This window comes from Campylobacter sp. MIT 97-5078 (genome assembly GCF_006864455.1).
Lineage (GTDB): Bacteria > Campylobacterota > Campylobacteria > Campylobacterales > Campylobacteraceae > Campylobacter_D.
In genome coordinates, this window is the sequence record NZ_QHLK01000007.1 from 40,209 (window position 1) to 54,121 (window position 13,913).

Consider the following 13,913-nt stretch of genomic DNA (forward strand, 5'->3'; position numbering starts at 1 on the left):
ATGCAAATCAAGCTTGAAGATATAGCTATGAATGAAGACTGGAAAAATTTTTTAAAGCCTCTATTTTTTGAGCCATTTTTTTCTACAATCAAGCAAAATTATATACAGGCTTTACAAAATGGCAAAATTATCTATCCTCCAGCAAAGCTTACTTTTAATGCTTTTAATCTCACGCCTTTAAATGAACTTAAGCTTATCTTGCTTGGACAAGATCCTTATCATCAGCCAAATCAAGCTATGGGCTTAAGCTTTAGCGTGCCTAGTGGCGTGCGTGTGCCACCTTCTTTGGTTAATATTTACAAAGAATTAGAAGCTGATCTTGGCATAAAACCAAGTAAAAATGGGGATTTAAGCAAGTGGGCAAGGCAAGGGGTATTGCTTTTAAATGCCATTCTTAGTGTTGAAGCAAACAAGGCAGTAAGTCATCAAAACTTTGGCTGGCAAGAATTTACAAATGCGGTGATTGCTCATTTAAGTAAGGAAAAACAAGGTTTGGTATTTTTGCTATGGGGAAATTTTGCTCGCTCTAAAAAAAGCCTTATTGATACAAGCAAACACCTTGTTTTAGAAGCAGCCCATCCTAGCCCACTTGCTCGCACAGGCTTTTTAGGCTGTAAGCATTTCTCAAAAAGTAATGAATGGCTTATAAAACAAGGTAAAACGCCAATTGAGTGGGATTTGAATGCTTAGCTAAAAACAAATTTCAGCTTTTTTAAAGCTGAAATTTTTAGCGAAACAACCCTTTGAAATCAAAGTCATTTGCACCCAAGAAATTATTGCTTGGAGTGCCTAAACTAATGGCAGTTGCAAGATCAAGGAGTAAATTTTCTATCTCTTCTCTTTTATCTTCTATATAAGCTAAAACGCCTTTATAATCACTTTTTTCAAGCACAAGCAAAGGATTTTGTATCTCAAAAGCAAAGCTTTGCCCTGAAACGCCGATTGAAAAGCTATTATCAAATAAAGAATTTCCCATAAAAGAACTATTTTGGATAAGCTGGGAAGTCTGTGCGTCAAACCCTCTTTTTTGCTCCTGGCTTAAATCTTCATCTATCCTTGCTTTTAAATTCTGCTCGATCTTTTTTAAGGACAAATCCAAAACCTGCAAAGCACCTATAAAATCATTCGCATCATTGATCTGTGTGCAAACTTGCTTCGCGTCAAATTCGCCCTGTGCCTTTACCTCGCCTAAGTGTTTTTTGAAAATTTCAAGCTCTTTGCTCATTGTTTTTCCTTCAAATCTAATAATTATTTTATAAAAGCAAAAATCGTTCCAAAAATAAAGTTTTTGTTTTTATATAAATTTTGCTAAAATACAGACTTTAAATTTTAAATATAAGGCAAAATTATGCAAATAATGCTCTGTGCGATCTGTAATATTTCAAGTGGAAATTGTTCTGAAAACTGCAAATACTGCACTCAAAGTCGTTTTGTAAAAACTGATATTATCAAATATAGACAAAAAAATATAGAACAAATCGTGCTTGAAGCAAAAATAGCTAAAAAAAACCACGCTCTAGGCTTTTGTTTAGTTAGTGCTGGACTTGGGCTTGATGATGCTAAGCTTGAGTATGTCTGTAAAGCTACTCATGCGGTAAAAAAAGCTGAACCTGAACTAATGATTATCGCTTGTAATGGACTTGCAAGTCTTGATCAGTGCAAAGAACTTGTAAAAGCTGGGGTGTTTTCATATAATCATAATCTTGAAACTTCAAAAGAATTTTATCCCCAAATTTGCACCACACACAGCTGGCAAAGTAGATTTGAAACAAATTTAAACGCCAAAGAAGCCGGACTTATGCTTTGCTGTGGTGGAATTTATGGACTTGGCGAGAGTGAATATGATAGGATTAGTTTTAGAAAAAGTTTAAAAGAGCTTGAGCCTTTTTCCTCGCCAATTAATTTTTTTATGCACAATGAAAATTTTTCAATCAAGCCTAAAAAACTTAGCATAGATGAAGCCTTAAATATCATTAAACAAAGCAAAAAAGACTTACAAAACACGCATATCATGATCGCTGGTGGGCGTGAAGCCGTGCTAAAAGAAAGACAATATGAAGTGTTTGAGTATGGAGCAAGTGCCATAGTGATAGGGGATTATCTTACTACTAAAGGCGAGGAAGCCTGCAAAGACATACAAGAGCTTGAAAAAAAAGGATTTAGCTTTGTTACACAATGCCATTGACGCTCAAGCTTTTATCGATCTTAAAATTTTACTTGTCATCGCTTGTGTTTTGCTTTTATCTCCTTATATAGCTAAGCTTTTAAAACTGCCCGTTTCGGCTACTGAAATCATACTTGGAGCTTTAGCAGCGTTTTTTGGCTTTGTGGGAAAGAGTGAGAATTTTCATCTTTTGGCTAATGTTGGCTTTTATTTTTTGATGTTTATCGCTGGTATGGAAGTGAATTTACGGCTTTTTTTTACTATGCAAAAAAGCCTTTTTAGACGCAGTATTTTTTATATAAGTTTGCTCTATCTCATCAGTTTTATCGCTGTGAGTGCGTATGGGCTTAGTCTTATCTTTGTCATTATTTTACCAGTAATGAGCGTTGGGCTTTTATCTATCTTGTTTAAAGACTTTGGTAAGCATTGTGAGTGGCTTAATCTTGCTATGCTTGTGGCAACTTTAGCTGAAGTTGTAAGTATCATCTTGCTTACTATCACAGGGGCATTTTTGCAAGATACGACATTGTTTGATGTGGGGCTAAATTTACTTTATTTGTTCGCATTTTTAGTATTTTGCTTGTTTGGTTTTAAAATTTCAGGCATTCTTTTTTGGTGGTATCCAAATTTAAGGCTTGTTTTAATGCCTTGGCAAGACAAAAACGAAAAAGATATTCGCTTTTGTATGGCTATTTTAATCCTTGTCATCATCACCATGATACTTGCTCATCTTGAAATCGCACTTGGAGCATTTATAGCAGGCTCGTTTATCGCAACTTTTTTCAACCACAAAAAAGACTTAGAAGAAAAGCTTGCTGGCTTTGGATATGGCTTTTTAATCCCGATTTTTTTCATTTATATAGGCTCGACGCTCAATTTACACTCGCTTTTAGAACTAGACATGCTTGAAGATGCTTTATATTTGCTTTTAGCGATGATTGGCTTAAGGCTTGTTTGTGCTTTGGTATTTCTTAAAAAACTCGAGCTTAAAAATACCATTTTATTTGCACTTAGCCACTCTATGCCTCTAACTTTACTTATCGCTACGGCTACGCTTGGTTTTAATGCAAAGGTTATTGATTTTGAGCTTTATTCAGCTTTGATTTTAACGGCTTTACTTGAAGCTGTATTTGCGATGAGTTTGATTAAATTCATCGCAAACTTTAAAAAAGCAACAAATTAAAATAGAGTTTAAGCTAAAAAGTTACTTTTATACTCGAATTTGATTTTTGCTTTTTAAAGTTGAGAGTAAATTAAGCCTTTTTTTGTTAATATATCTTAAATACATAACTTAAACAAGGGGAACAACAATGTCAGATTCGATCAGTCTAACAGACAACAGAAATGGCAAGAGCTACGAATTTCCGATCTATAACGCTTCTATAGGACCAAGCGTAGTGGATATGTCAAGCTTTTATAAGCAAACCGGCTTGTTTTCATATGATGAGGGTTTTACCTCAACAGCAAGTTGTAAAAGCGAGATCACTTATATAGATGGGGAGAATGGGGTTTTACTGCACAGGGGCTATCCTATAGAATGGCTTGCTGAAAACAAACTTTTTTTAGATGTGGTGCATTTACTTTTATATAAAGAGCTTCCAAGTCCACAGCGTCTTGAAGCTTTTCGCTATGAGCTTAAAAAACGTTCTTTTATCCATGAGGGTATGTGTAAACTTTTTGATGCATTTCCGGATAATGCTCATCCTATGGCTGTATTACAGGCTGCAACAAGTTCACTTTCAGCCTTTTATCCAGATCATTTAAATATAGACATTGAAGAAGAGTATATGGAAATGGCAGCACGAATCATCGCCAAAATGCCTACTATCGCAGCTACAGCTTATCGCTATAAACACGGCTTTCCACCAGCCTATCCAAATTTAGATCGTGGTTTTACTGAAAACTTTTTATATATGCTTCGCACTTATCCTTATGATCATGTTGAGCTTAAGCCTATTGAGGTTAAAGCCTTAGATACAGTTTTTATGCTTCATATTGATCATGAACAAAATGCTTCAACCTCAACCGTTCGTGCTGTAGGTTCAACACGTGCTCATCCTTATGCGTGTATTGGTGCTGGCATAGGTGCACTTTGGGGGCATGCTCATGGGGGAGCAAATGAAGGGGTGATTCGTATGCTTGAGATGATACGCACACCGGATCGCGTTGATGAGTTTATCAAACGAGCAAAAGATAAAAACGATCCATTCAGACTTATGGGCTTTGGGCACAGAGTGTATAAAAACTTTGATCCTCGTGCGAAAGTGCTTAAAAAACTTAGAGATCAGCTCATCGATGCGATTGACATTGATACAAATTTGATTAAAGTTGCTACCCGTATCGAAGAGATTGCTTTAAGTGATGAATATTTTGTGAGTAGAAATTTATATCCAAATGTGGATTTTCACAGCGGGCTTATACTCAAGGCTCTTGGCATACCAAATGAAATGTTTGCTGTGCTTTTTGTTATCGGCAGAACTCCGGGCTGGATCACTCAATGGATAGAGCTCAAGGAACAAGAAAGCCTTAAGATAGTGCGTCCAAGACAACTTTACATCGGAGAAAAACCAAAGGTTTAATCTTTTACCCTATAATCACGTAATATAAAGGGCTAAAATGAATCTTGACCACTTGCTTAGTATCGCCTTAGAAGCCAGCTTAAAAGCTTCTAAGGCTATATTAAATGTAAAAAATGATTTTAAGGTATGGCAAAAAGATGATTTGAGTCCCTTAAGCTCTGCTGATCTAGCTTCAAATGAAACTTTGATCGAAATTTTAAGTCGAAGTGATATTCCTATTTGTTCTGAAGAAAAACCTATAAGTTATGATGAAAGAAAGCATTTAAAACATTTTTGGCTCATCGATCCACTTGATGGCACAAAAGGCTTTATTAAAGGAAGCGATGAATACTGCATACTTATCGCTTTGATAGAAGATCAAAGACCAATTCTAAGCATCATCAAACAACCCAGCACAGATGAGTGTTTTTATGCACACAAAGAAAGTAAAGTGTATAAAAACGACACTTTGCTTCAAAAAGATGAAAGTGTATTTAAAGCGGGCGAAAAAACAGCTCTTGTTAGCGTGCATCACCCAAACGAAAAAAACCAAGCCTTTTTAGATCAAAATGCTCTTGAGACGATTAAGATCAGTTCAGCACTCAAATTTAAGCTCTTGCTTGAAGGAAAGGCCGGCATTTATCATCGTTTTGAAAGCTTGCATTCTTGGGATATAGCTGCTGGGGATTTTTTAGTCAATCAAAATGAAGGTTTGATGTGTGATTTCAATCATATGCCTTTATTATACAATCAAAAAAGCTTCTTATGCCCTGCTTTTATCGCTTTAAGCAAAAAAGAAAATTTTCATAATATTATCTTATAGGAACTTTTTTGTGATTCGAATACTTATTTTTCTTTTTGTGCTATTGCTAAGCTTTTGTTTTGGCAATGAATTTGTAAATAAAACCATCGTCAAACTTGAAACAAATGATGATTTTACGCTTATTGATCTAGGACAACGCCAAATTTCAAACAACGAAAAAGCCTTATTTGATAGTTCAAAAGAGCTGGTAAAAAATAATTTATATTTGCGTTATGAAGATAGCTCTCAAGACTTTGTGCTTTTAACCGGCTTTAGCACAGCTTTTAAAGTTGATTTGGGAGAGTTTAATGCAAGTGCAAATGAACTCAGTGCAGACATCTTTGAACGTTTTGTTGAAAAAGTAAGCCTTGAAAGAAGCTTAGAGCTTTTAAACAAGCAAAATAACATACTTTATCAAACTCCAAGCAATTTTACCGCTCTAAGCAAAGACAAAAAGCATCTTATGTTTGATATATCAAATTTGCTCAACTATGAAGCTGATCTTGAAAGAATGTATGCAAAAGCTCCTGAATACATACTTTTCATAGTGCTGGATAATTTTGAGTTAGAAGTTCAAAAAAAATGGCTCATGCAAAAAAAAGTCGCAAAAATCGGCGTGCTGTATAAAATTGTAAATTTACGCACAAATAAGATCATCAAAAACGAATATCTAAGCTTTAACTTTGATCTTTTAAAGCAAAAAGAAGCTCAAGCAAACTATGAACTTAGTATCGAGGAAATCAGCTCTTTTTTAAAAAACTATTTTTCCAAACTTGCCACAAAACTTAAATAATAATAACTTCTTTTTCAAGATGAATACCAAATTCTTCAAACACTCTTTTTTTGGCTAATTCTATCAAAAAAAGAGCGTCATCAAAACTTGCATTTTTGGTATTGATGAGAAAATTTGCGTGCTTTTTGCTTATCATAGCATCTCCTTTTTTAAAGCCCTTAAGTCCTACAACTTCAATAAGCCTTCCTGCAAAATCATCTTTTGGGTTTTTAAAGATAGAGCCAAAACTTGCTCCATTTGGCTGGTTGTTTCTAGCTTGCTTTAAGGCTTCATCTTTTTGCTCATCAAAGCCGTATTTAAGGCTAAAAATGGCTTCAAACATTACTTTTTTTACCCCACAACAGCGGTAAGAAAAGGCACAATCTTCTTTCAAAAGCTCTTTATCAGCAGTGCTTATGCTTAAAAGATTTTTGCTGATATTTTCTTCTTTTAAGCCAGCATTCATTTTTAAAAGCCCACCTAAAAGCCCAGGGATTTTGCCTAAGAATTCAAAGCCAGCAAGATTGTGTTCTTTAGCAAAAAGATAGATTTTTTTGGCATTGCACGCACAGCCTATTTTTAGCGTGCAAAAGCTTGAGTTTTGCTCTATAACTTCAATAAAGTCAAATTCTTTTCCCAAAAGAGCGAGTTTTTTAGGGCTTGGCGAAACAAGTAGATTGTTTGCCCCGCCTATAATAAAGCCCTCAAATTCGCGTTTTGTATCTAAAACTTCAACTTCAAACGCCTCACCTATGCGAACGCTTGAGTATTTTTTAAAATCAATGATCATCGTATAAAAGTTGGAATTTGCTCAAAAATCCTTGTGGTAAAATCAATCATAGTATTCATCATCCAAGGCATTAAAAAGATCAACACCACCACAACAAGCAAAATCTTTGGCACAAAAGAAAGTGTCATTTCATTGATCTGAGTTGTAGCTTGAAAGATAGAGATGATAAGCCCAGCAATAAGCCCAGCTAAAAGCATAGGCAAAGAAAGCATAAGCGTTATCTTAAAAGTTTGCACACCCAAAGCCACTAAAGAACTTTCCATTTTAACCTCTTCATTTTTGCCTAATTATAGCTTAAATTTCATCATTTTAAACGCAAAATTATGAATTTCTTAAAGCCTCATACTCAAGCGGGATAAGATAATCCTTGCTTTGAATGAGCTTATCATAAAATCCAGCCTTAAAACCAAGCTCAAAAAGCTTATCTACAGCCTTAAACTGAATTTCATTCATACTAATGGAGTTTTTATTTGCATACAAGTCAAGATAAGTATGAAGTTTTGCTTCATCAACGCGGATTAAGCCTCTTTGTAAAAGCATTTTGCTTAAGATAAAGCGGTTATGATCAGCTAAACTTACAGCTTGAGTTAAAATTCGCTCAATTTTAATTGCATCGCTTAAAGGCAAAGAACGACGCAAAGCCATTCCACCAAGCGGTAAAGGTAAGTCTTCTTTAACAAATTCAAGCCAAAAATCAAAAATTTCAGCCTCCATACACAAGCTTTCATCAAAATCTAAAATGCTTTCATGGATAAGCACGCCTGCATCAACTTCCCCACTTAGCACTGCTGCTTCTACCTCAAGGAAATTTTTATACACAATGCGAGCTTGTGGGTATTTAAGGCGAAAAATAAGCGCGTTTGTGGTATTTGCTCCACTTAAAGCGACTTTGAAATTTGACTTTAAGTGCGTGCCTTTTTTCTTGATAAGCTTTGGACCATAACCCTCACCAAAACTTACTGCGGTGCGTAAAAGTGCGTATTCATCAGCGATTAAAGGATATAAAGCAAAAGAAATGGCACTTGCATCAAAGACATTTTCTAAGGCTTTGACATTTAGCGTTTGTATATCAAGGGCTGAATTTTTAAAGTAAAACTCCTCGCCACACCAGCCAAACTTAATCGCCATATACATAAAAATATCATCAGCATCAGGAGAATGAGCCACTTCAACTAACTTTTTCACTTCAAACCTTTTTATAAACTTAAAAAAACAAAATTTATTGTAGCACTTTTTAGCTAATCTCAATAAAAATTATTTTGCAAAATTAAAACACTTTCTTAATTTTAATCAAAATTATATTTTTTCTTATATTTAAGTTCAAATAAAACTTTTCTTAAACATAAATGGTGTAAAATAAGGCTTTGAATTTTACAAAGGAAAGAGTATGGACGAAAGCAAGAAAAAATCCCTTGATGCAGCACTGAAAAGCCTAGATAAAACCTTTGGCAAAGGCACTATACTAAGACTTGGTGACAAAGAAGTCGAACATATTGACTTTATCAGCACAGGTTCAGTTGGGCTTGATCTTGCTCTTGGCATAGGAGGTGTGCCAAAGGGTAGGATTATAGAAATTTATGGACCAGAAGCAAGTGGTAAAACAACTCTTACCCTTCATATCATCGCAGAATGTCAAAAAGCTGGGGGAGTATGTGCTTTTATAGACGCTGAACATGCTCTTGATGTAAAATACGCTAAAAATTTAGGCGTAGATACAGATAATCTTTACATCTCTCAACCAGACTTTGGCGAACAAGCCTTAGAAATCGTTGAAACTATAGCTAGAAGTGGAGCGATTGATCTAATAGTCGTTGATAGTGTAGCAGCTCTTACGCCAAAAGCTGAAATAGAAGGAGATATGGGCGATCAACATGTGGGACTTCAAGCACGTTTAATGAGCCAAGCCTTAAGAAAACTTACCGGTATAGTGCATAAAATGAACTGCACCGTGATTTTTATCAATCAAATTCGTATGAAAATAGGTGCTATGGGTTATGGCACTCCAGAAACTACAACAGGGGGAAATGCTTTGAAATTTTATTCTTCAGTGCGTTTGGATGTAAGAAGGATAGCAACTTTAAAGCAAAATGAAGAGCCAATTGGCAACCGCGTTAAGGTAAAAGTAGCAAAAAACAAAGTCGCCCCTCCTTTTAAACAGGCTGAATTTGATGTTATGTTTGGCGAGGGAATTTCTAAAGAAGGTGAAATTGTTGATTATGGTGTAAAGCTTGATATTATCGATAAAAGTGGAGCATGGTTTTCTTATAAGGCTAGCAAATTAGGACAAGGTAGAGAAAATGCCAAGGCTTACTTGAAAGAAAATTCAGCTATAGCTGAAGAAATAGTTACAGCTATACAAGGTTCTATGGGTATAGAAGAAGCTTTAGTAAGTGATGATAAAGAAGAGGAGGAAGAATGAAAATCAAAGACATAAGAGCTTTTGAAGTGCTTGATAGTAGAGGCAATCCAACCATAAAAGCAGAAGTTTTGCTTGAAGATGGTTCAGTCGGAGCTGCTATAGTTCAAAGCGGAGCAAGCACAGGCTCAAAAGAAGCCTTAGAGCTTAGAGACAAGGATGAACGATTTGGCGGTAAGGGTGTTTTAAAAGCTGTGGCAAATGTAAATGGGATCATTGCTGAAAATTTAAGAGGCTTAAGTGCTTTTAATCAAAACAAGATCGATCAAAGCTTACTTGAACTTGACGGCAGTAAAAATTACGCGAATTTAGGAGCAAATGCAACTTTAGGCGTAAGCATGGCAGTAGCACGTGCAGCTACAAATTCGCTTAATATCCCTTTATATCGATACTTAGGCGGAGCAAATGCAAGCGTGTTGCCAGTGCCAATGTGCAATATCATCAATGGAGGCGCTCACGCAAACAATAGCGTGGATTTTCAAGAATTTATGATTATGCCTTTTGGTTTTGATAGCTTTAAAGAGGCTTTAAGAGCAGCGTGTGAAATTTATGCGAGTTTAAAAAGCGAACTTGCAAGCTTAGGGCACTCAACCGCACTTGGCGATGAGGGAGGCTTTGCACCGAATTTAGCCAATAACACTGAACCTATTGATCTTTTAATGACTTGTATCAAAAAAGCAGGTTATGAAAATAAAGTTAAAATCGCTCTTGATGTTGCAAGCACTGAGCTTTACAAAAATGGCAAATACGAACTTGAGGGCAAGAGCTTTTCAAGTGAAGACTTAATCGCTCGCTATGTAGAACTTTGTGCGAAATATCCAATTTATAGCATTGAAGATGGTTTGGCTGAAGATGATTATGAGGGTTGGATCAAACTTACTGAAGCTTTGGGTAAGAAAATTCAGCTTGTGGGTGATGATTTATTCGTAACCAATGAAGAAATTTTGCGTGAGGGTATCATTAAAAAAATGGCAAATGCCGTTTTAATCAAACCAAATCAAATCGGCACTATCACACAAACCATGAGAACTGTGCGTTTAGCTCAAAGACACAATTACAAATGCGTGATGAGCCACCGCTCTGGAGAAAGTGAGGATGATTTTATCGCTGATTTTGCTGTGGCTTTAAACACAGGGCAGATTAAAACAGGAGCTTTAGCAAGAGCTGAACGCACCGCAAAATACAATCGCTTGCTTGAGATAGAGCTTTCAAATGATGAATTTATAGGAGATAGACTCTGAACGATTTACTCAAAGAGTATGATGAACGCACTCGTAAAAAAGAATTCCGCAAAGAACTATTAAGGCTTTGTATATATGGCTTTTGTGCGATCATTGCAGCGATTTATTTTGGTAATATGTTTTTTGGGCAAAGCTCGCTTGAAACCTTGCTTGCCCTTGAAGCTACCAAAAAAGAGCTTAATCAACGCATCGCATGGCTAAAAGCACAAAATGCTTTGGCTCAAAAAGAGTATTTTGAACTCAAAGGACTGTATCCAAATGAAAACAAATAATTTATTTTTTATCTTTTTATTATGTTTGAGTTTAAACGCTGATCAAAATCCTTTTATCAGCACTCAAAGCATAGATCAAAACGCTATTGCACCAGAATTTGACAAGTCTGAAATTCGCTTTAACTCGGATGCTAGGGTCTTAAAAAGCATTCAACTTGAATACATAGCCCTTGATGGTTCGACAAAAACTTTAGTCGTGGATATTAACAAAAGCATAGATTGGCACAATCTTTACTTGCTTAGCAAGGCTTCAAAGCCAAATTCTACAGCCGTGCTTGATGTATCTGTTACCATACCAGAAAAGACTCTTCCTTCAGAAGCTGAACTCAACTCCAGCACCGAATTTCAATTCCCAGAAAACAACGGCAAACTTGAAGAATTTATCTCTTTTGCAAATTTTAATAACTACATTAAAATCAACACTCAAGATGAGATGATTAGCGATTTTATCGTGGGAAATCCAAGCAAAATTGTGCTTGATTTTAAAAGAGACACCGCCTTTAATACTAAAAATATCAAACTTGGCTCAAACACGCCTTTCACAAGAATAATACTTGGATCGCACAAAGGCTATTACCGCCTCGTTATTTATATGGACGGCAAGTATAATTACCGCCTTGAAAAAGACGCTAGTGGCTACACCTTGCACCTTTTATAATGCCAACAAAAGAAAATTTGCTTTTTATCTCGCTTTGCTATCTTGGTGTGGTGCTATATATGCTTTTGCAAGCTCATTTCTTCTTTGCTTTAGCTCTCGTGCTTTTTTATGCCCTTATAGCTTTTGTGTTTTTTTATCTTGATAAAAACACAAAAGCTTGAAATAAAAACTAAATATTAGCTTATTTGTGATAAAATAACGCTTTTTATTTACAAATACAAGAAAGGTAAACCCATGAAAGCTGAAGCAAAAAAAATTTGGATGGACGGCAAAATCATTGATTTTAAAGACGCAACTATACATGTTTTAACTCACTCTTTACACTACGGGAATGCTGTATTTGAAGGAACTCGTGCATATAAAACAGATAAAGGTTTAGCTATTTATCGCTTGCAAGATCATACAAAAAGATTATTAGAAAGTGCAAAGATTACGTTGATTGATTGCCCTTATTCTCAAAGCGAACTCGAACAAGCTCAAATTGAACTTATCAAAGCAAATGAATTCAGCACGAATGTTTATCTTCGCCCTATCATCTTCTTAGGTGATGGCACTATGGGCGTTTCTCACAAAAATGCACCCGTTCGCACAGCTATAGCAGCTTGGGAAGTAGGAGCATATCTTGGCGAAGAAGGCTTGAAAAAAGGTATAAAAGTCAAAATTTCAAGTTTTGCAAGAAATTCAGTCAAAAGCTCTATGGGTAAAGCAAAAGCAAGTGCAAACTACTTAAATTCACAGCTTGCAAAATACGAAGCCTTAGAAGCAGGCTATGAAGAAGCTTTAATGCTTGATGAAGAAGGCTTTGTGGCTGAAGGCACAGGCGAATGCTTTTTTATCGTTAAAAATGGCGTTTTAATTACTCCACCAAATGATTTTTCACTCAAAAGTATCACTCAAGATAGCGTGATTAAGATCGCTGAAGGACTTAATTTAGAAGTCAAGCGTCAAAGAATTTCAAGAGATGAAGTTTATACCGCTGATGAAGCCTTTTTCACAGGCACAGCAGCTGAAGTTACACCGATTAATAATATAGACGCACGCATTATAGGGCGAGGACAGCGAGGCGAGCTTACTAAACTTATACAAGATGCGTATTTTGATGTAGTGTATGGACGCAACGAGAAATTCAGCTCATTTTTAACTTATATTCACTAAAAAAAGGAAACAAATGCCAGCAGATTTAAATGATTATTTTAACAAAAAAAACGGCAACTCAAGCGGCAACAAAGACAGACAAAGCTTTAATTTCAAAGCTCCAGAATTTAACTTTAAAGGTTTTGGTAAATTTTCCCCGCTCATTTACACACTCATTGTCCTTGTGCTTATATTAGTGCTTGCAAAGCCCTTTGCTATAGTTAATGAAGGCGAAAAAGGTATCAAAGTAACCACAGGAAGTTATGATCCTGTGCCTTTAAATTCAGGGCTTCATTTTTTCGTGCCTATCTTTCAAAAAATCATTATCGTAGATACTCGCCAAAGACAGATGACTTACACCACTTCAGAAGCTCCAACGACTATTCAGCAAAACTCGGGCATAGTTGAAAAAAGCTCTATCTCTGTGCTTGATTCAAGAGGTTTAACCGTGCTTGTTAATATCACGGTTAAATATAGCCTTAATCCAGATGAAGTTTCACGCACCATAGCCCTTTATAATCTTAACTGGGAAAACAAAATCATCGATCCAACCGTGCGTGATGTGGTTCAAAGTGTGATCGGCAAATACACTGCAGAAGAATTACCAGCCAATCGTAACGCTATCGCACAGCAAATCAATGACGGCATTACTAAAACCATCACCTCTTTACAAAATGCACCGGTATGGCTTCAAGATGTGCATTTAAGAGAGATTATACTTCCAGCAAGCGTAAAAGAACAAATCGAAAGAGTGCAAATCGCTAGACAAGAAGCTGAAAGAGCTACTCAAGAAGCCATTAGAAAAGCGACTTTAGCAGAAGGTGAAGCAAACGCAACCATCATTAGCTCAAAAGGACGAGCCGATGCAGCACGTATCGAAGCTGATGCACAAGCCTATGCAAACAAAGAAATCGCACAAAGCCTAAATAACCCACTTTTAAATTTAAAACAAATCGAAGTGCAGGGCAAATTTAACGAAGCTCTACAAAATAACAAAGATGCAAAAATCTTTCTAACACCGGGCGGATCAGTGCCAAATATCTGGATAGACACCAAAGATACCAAACAACAAAGTTCAGTAAGCACAAAATAGCAAAAAAAGGGAA

At 36.0% G+C, this 13,913-nt stretch carries 17 protein-coding genes; 13 read left to right on the forward strand and 4 right to left on the reverse strand.

Annotation, left to right across the window (positions count from 1 at the left end):
* Nucleotides 1–690 carry a uracil-DNA glycosylase gene (gene ung / locus DMB91_RS05005; protein ID WP_034904736.1) on the forward strand — a complete coding sequence of 230 codons (690 nt, stop codon included), beginning with the start codon at nucleotides 1–3 and terminating at the stop codon, nucleotides 688–690.
* 37 nt (nucleotides 691–727) lie between these two features.
* Here ung and DMB91_RS05010 read toward each other — a convergent pair whose 3' ends face one another.
* Nucleotides 728–1,225: a flagellar FLiS export co-chaperone gene (locus tag DMB91_RS05010; protein WP_034904732.1), complete on the reverse strand. Its 498-nt coding sequence runs from the start codon at nucleotides 1,223–1,225 to the stop codon at nucleotides 728–730.
* A gap of 123 nt (nucleotides 1,226–1,348) precedes the next feature.
* Between DMB91_RS05010 and DMB91_RS05015 the strand changes: the two genes are divergently transcribed.
* The 5 genes from DMB91_RS05015 to DMB91_RS05035 all read left to right on the forward strand — a co-directional run bounded on the left by DMB91_RS05015 (nucleotide 1,349) and on the right by DMB91_RS05035 (nucleotide 6,317).
* A complete protein-coding gene (locus DMB91_RS05015; protein WP_034904729.1) occupies nucleotides 1,349–2,185 on the forward strand; it encodes a biotin synthase in 837 nt (278 codons plus the stop codon).
* On the forward strand, nucleotides 2,166–3,347 hold the full coding sequence (locus DMB91_RS05020) for a cation:proton antiporter (protein ID WP_052043201.1): 1,182 nt from the start codon (nucleotides 2,166–2,168) through the stop codon (nucleotides 3,345–3,347). The genes DMB91_RS05015 and DMB91_RS05020 overlap by 20 nt, the downstream gene beginning before the upstream one ends.
* A 127-nt stretch (nucleotides 3,348–3,474) precedes the next feature.
* The gene (locus tag DMB91_RS05025) at nucleotides 3,475–4,743 is read left to right on the forward strand and encodes a citrate synthase (RefSeq protein ID WP_034904726.1); all 1,269 of its coding nucleotides are present in this window, start codon (nucleotides 3,475–3,477) and stop codon (nucleotides 4,741–4,743) included.
* A gap of 37 nt (nucleotides 4,744–4,780) precedes the next feature.
* Nucleotides 4,781–5,545, forward strand: a complete 765-nt coding sequence (locus tag DMB91_RS05030) for a 3'(2'),5'-bisphosphate nucleotidase CysQ (RefSeq protein WP_034904724.1) — start codon at nucleotides 4,781–4,783, stop codon at nucleotides 5,543–5,545.
* Nucleotides 5,546–5,555: 10 nt separating this feature from the next.
* Nucleotides 5,556–6,317, forward strand: coding sequence for a hypothetical protein (locus tag DMB91_RS05035; RefSeq protein ID WP_034904720.1), 762 nt, complete (start codon nucleotides 5,556–5,558; stop codon nucleotides 6,315–6,317).
* Here the strand turns inward: DMB91_RS05035 and DMB91_RS05040 are convergent.
* Genes DMB91_RS05040 through DMB91_RS05050 form a run of 3 tightly spaced genes read right to left on the reverse strand, consistent with a single transcriptional unit; the run spans nucleotide 6,310 to nucleotide 8,271 of the window.
* On the reverse strand, nucleotides 6,310–7,086 hold the full coding sequence (locus DMB91_RS05040; RefSeq protein ID WP_034904718.1) for a UDP-N-acetylmuramate dehydrogenase: 777 nt from the start codon (nucleotides 7,084–7,086) through the stop codon (nucleotides 6,310–6,312). The genes DMB91_RS05035 and DMB91_RS05040 overlap by 8 nt on opposite strands.
* A complete protein-coding gene (fliQ, locus tag DMB91_RS05045) occupies nucleotides 7,083–7,349 on the reverse strand; it encodes a flagellar biosynthesis protein FliQ (protein ID WP_034904715.1) in 267 nt (88 codons plus the stop codon). The genes DMB91_RS05040 and fliQ overlap by 4 nt, the downstream gene beginning before the upstream one ends.
* Nucleotides 7,350–7,407: 58 nt before the next feature.
* Entirely contained in the window at nucleotides 7,408–8,271 is an 864-nt protein-coding gene (locus tag DMB91_RS05050) for a menaquinone biosynthesis family protein (RefSeq protein ID WP_034904713.1), read from the reverse strand.
* Nucleotides 8,272–8,473: 202 nt separating this feature from the next.
* On the opposite strand from DMB91_RS05050, the gene recA reads away from it, so the two are divergent.
* The 7 genes from recA to DMB91_RS05080 all read left to right on the forward strand — a co-directional run bounded on the left by recA (nucleotide 8,474) and on the right by DMB91_RS05080 (nucleotide 13,900).
* Nucleotides 8,474–9,505, forward strand: a complete 1,032-nt coding sequence (recA, locus tag DMB91_RS05055) for a recombinase RecA (protein ID WP_034904710.1) — start codon at nucleotides 8,474–8,476, stop codon at nucleotides 9,503–9,505.
* Nucleotides 9,502–10,743, forward strand: a complete 1,242-nt coding sequence (eno, locus tag DMB91_RS05060; protein WP_034904705.1) for a phosphopyruvate hydratase — start codon at nucleotides 9,502–9,504, stop codon at nucleotides 10,741–10,743. Before recA ends, eno begins: the two co-directional genes overlap by 4 nt.
* Before the next feature lie 116 nt (nucleotides 10,744–10,859).
* Nucleotides 10,860–11,015 carry a hypothetical protein gene (locus DMB91_RS05065; RefSeq protein ID WP_143116850.1) on the forward strand — a complete coding sequence of 52 codons (156 nt, stop codon included), beginning with the start codon at nucleotides 10,860–10,862 and terminating at the stop codon, nucleotides 11,013–11,015.
* Complete coding sequence (locus DMB91_RS05070; RefSeq protein WP_034904698.1) at nucleotides 11,002–11,673, forward strand: AMIN domain-containing protein; 672 nt, start codon at nucleotides 11,002–11,004, stop codon at nucleotides 11,671–11,673. The genes DMB91_RS05065 and DMB91_RS05070 overlap by 14 nt, the downstream gene beginning before the upstream one ends.
* Nucleotides 11,673–11,834, forward strand: coding sequence for a hypothetical protein (locus tag DMB91_RS08860; RefSeq protein WP_156104122.1), 162 nt, complete (start codon nucleotides 11,673–11,675; stop codon nucleotides 11,832–11,834). Before DMB91_RS05070 ends, DMB91_RS08860 begins: the two co-directional genes overlap by 1 nt.
* Nucleotides 11,835–11,907: 73 nt before the next feature.
* Entirely contained in the window at nucleotides 11,908–12,828 is a 921-nt protein-coding gene (gene ilvE, locus DMB91_RS05075; protein WP_034904696.1) for a branched-chain-amino-acid transaminase, read from the forward strand.
* Nucleotides 12,829–12,841: 13 nt separating this feature from the next.
* Nucleotides 12,842–13,900, forward strand: a complete 1,059-nt coding sequence (locus DMB91_RS05080) for an SPFH domain-containing protein (RefSeq protein WP_034904693.1) — start codon at nucleotides 12,842–12,844, stop codon at nucleotides 13,898–13,900.
* The last annotated feature ends 13 nt before the right edge of the window (nucleotides 13,901–13,913 follow it).

What these genes read in the sequence shown, in the direction of transcription:
- DMB91_RS08860 (WP_156104122.1), top strand. Translation starts at nt 11,673, where the DNA reads ATGCCAACAAAAGAAAATTTGCTTTTTATCTCGCTTTGCTATCTTGGT.
- eno (WP_034904705.1), top strand. Translation starts at nt 9,502, where the DNA reads ATGAAAATCAAAGACATAAGAGCTTTTGAAGTGCTTGATAGTAGAGGC.
- DMB91_RS05010 (WP_034904732.1), bottom strand. Translation starts at nt 1,225, where the DNA reads ATGAGCAAAGAGCTTGAAATTTTCAAAAAACACTTAGGCGAGGTAAAG.
- DMB91_RS05070 (WP_034904698.1), top strand. Translation starts at nt 11,002, where the DNA reads ATGAAAACAAATAATTTATTTTTTATCTTTTTATTATGTTTGAGTTTA.
- fliQ (WP_034904715.1), bottom strand. Translation starts at nt 7,349, where the DNA reads ATGGAAAGTTCTTTAGTGGCTTTGGGTGTGCAAACTTTTAAGATAACG.
- DMB91_RS05030 (WP_034904724.1), top strand. Translation starts at nt 4,781, where the DNA reads ATGAATCTTGACCACTTGCTTAGTATCGCCTTAGAAGCCAGCTTAAAA.
- recA (WP_034904710.1), top strand. Translation starts at nt 8,474, where the DNA reads ATGGACGAAAGCAAGAAAAAATCCCTTGATGCAGCACTGAAAAGCCTA.
- DMB91_RS05065 (WP_143116850.1), top strand. Translation starts at nt 10,860, where the DNA reads ATGTTTTTTGGGCAAAGCTCGCTTGAAACCTTGCTTGCCCTTGAAGCT.
- DMB91_RS05015 (WP_034904729.1), top strand. Translation starts at nt 1,349, where the DNA reads ATGCAAATAATGCTCTGTGCGATCTGTAATATTTCAAGTGGAAATTGT.
- DMB91_RS05080 (WP_034904693.1), top strand. Translation starts at nt 12,842, where the DNA reads ATGCCAGCAGATTTAAATGATTATTTTAACAAAAAAAACGGCAACTCA.
- DMB91_RS05025 (WP_034904726.1), top strand. Translation starts at nt 3,475, where the DNA reads ATGTCAGATTCGATCAGTCTAACAGACAACAGAAATGGCAAGAGCTAC.
- ung (WP_034904736.1), top strand. Translation starts at nt 1, where the DNA reads ATGCAAATCAAGCTTGAAGATATAGCTATGAATGAAGACTGGAAAAAT.
- DMB91_RS05040 (WP_034904718.1), bottom strand. Translation starts at nt 7,086, where the DNA reads ATGATCATTGATTTTAAAAAATACTCAAGCGTTCGCATAGGTGAGGCG.
- ilvE (WP_034904696.1), top strand. Translation starts at nt 11,908, where the DNA reads ATGAAAGCTGAAGCAAAAAAAATTTGGATGGACGGCAAAATCATTGAT.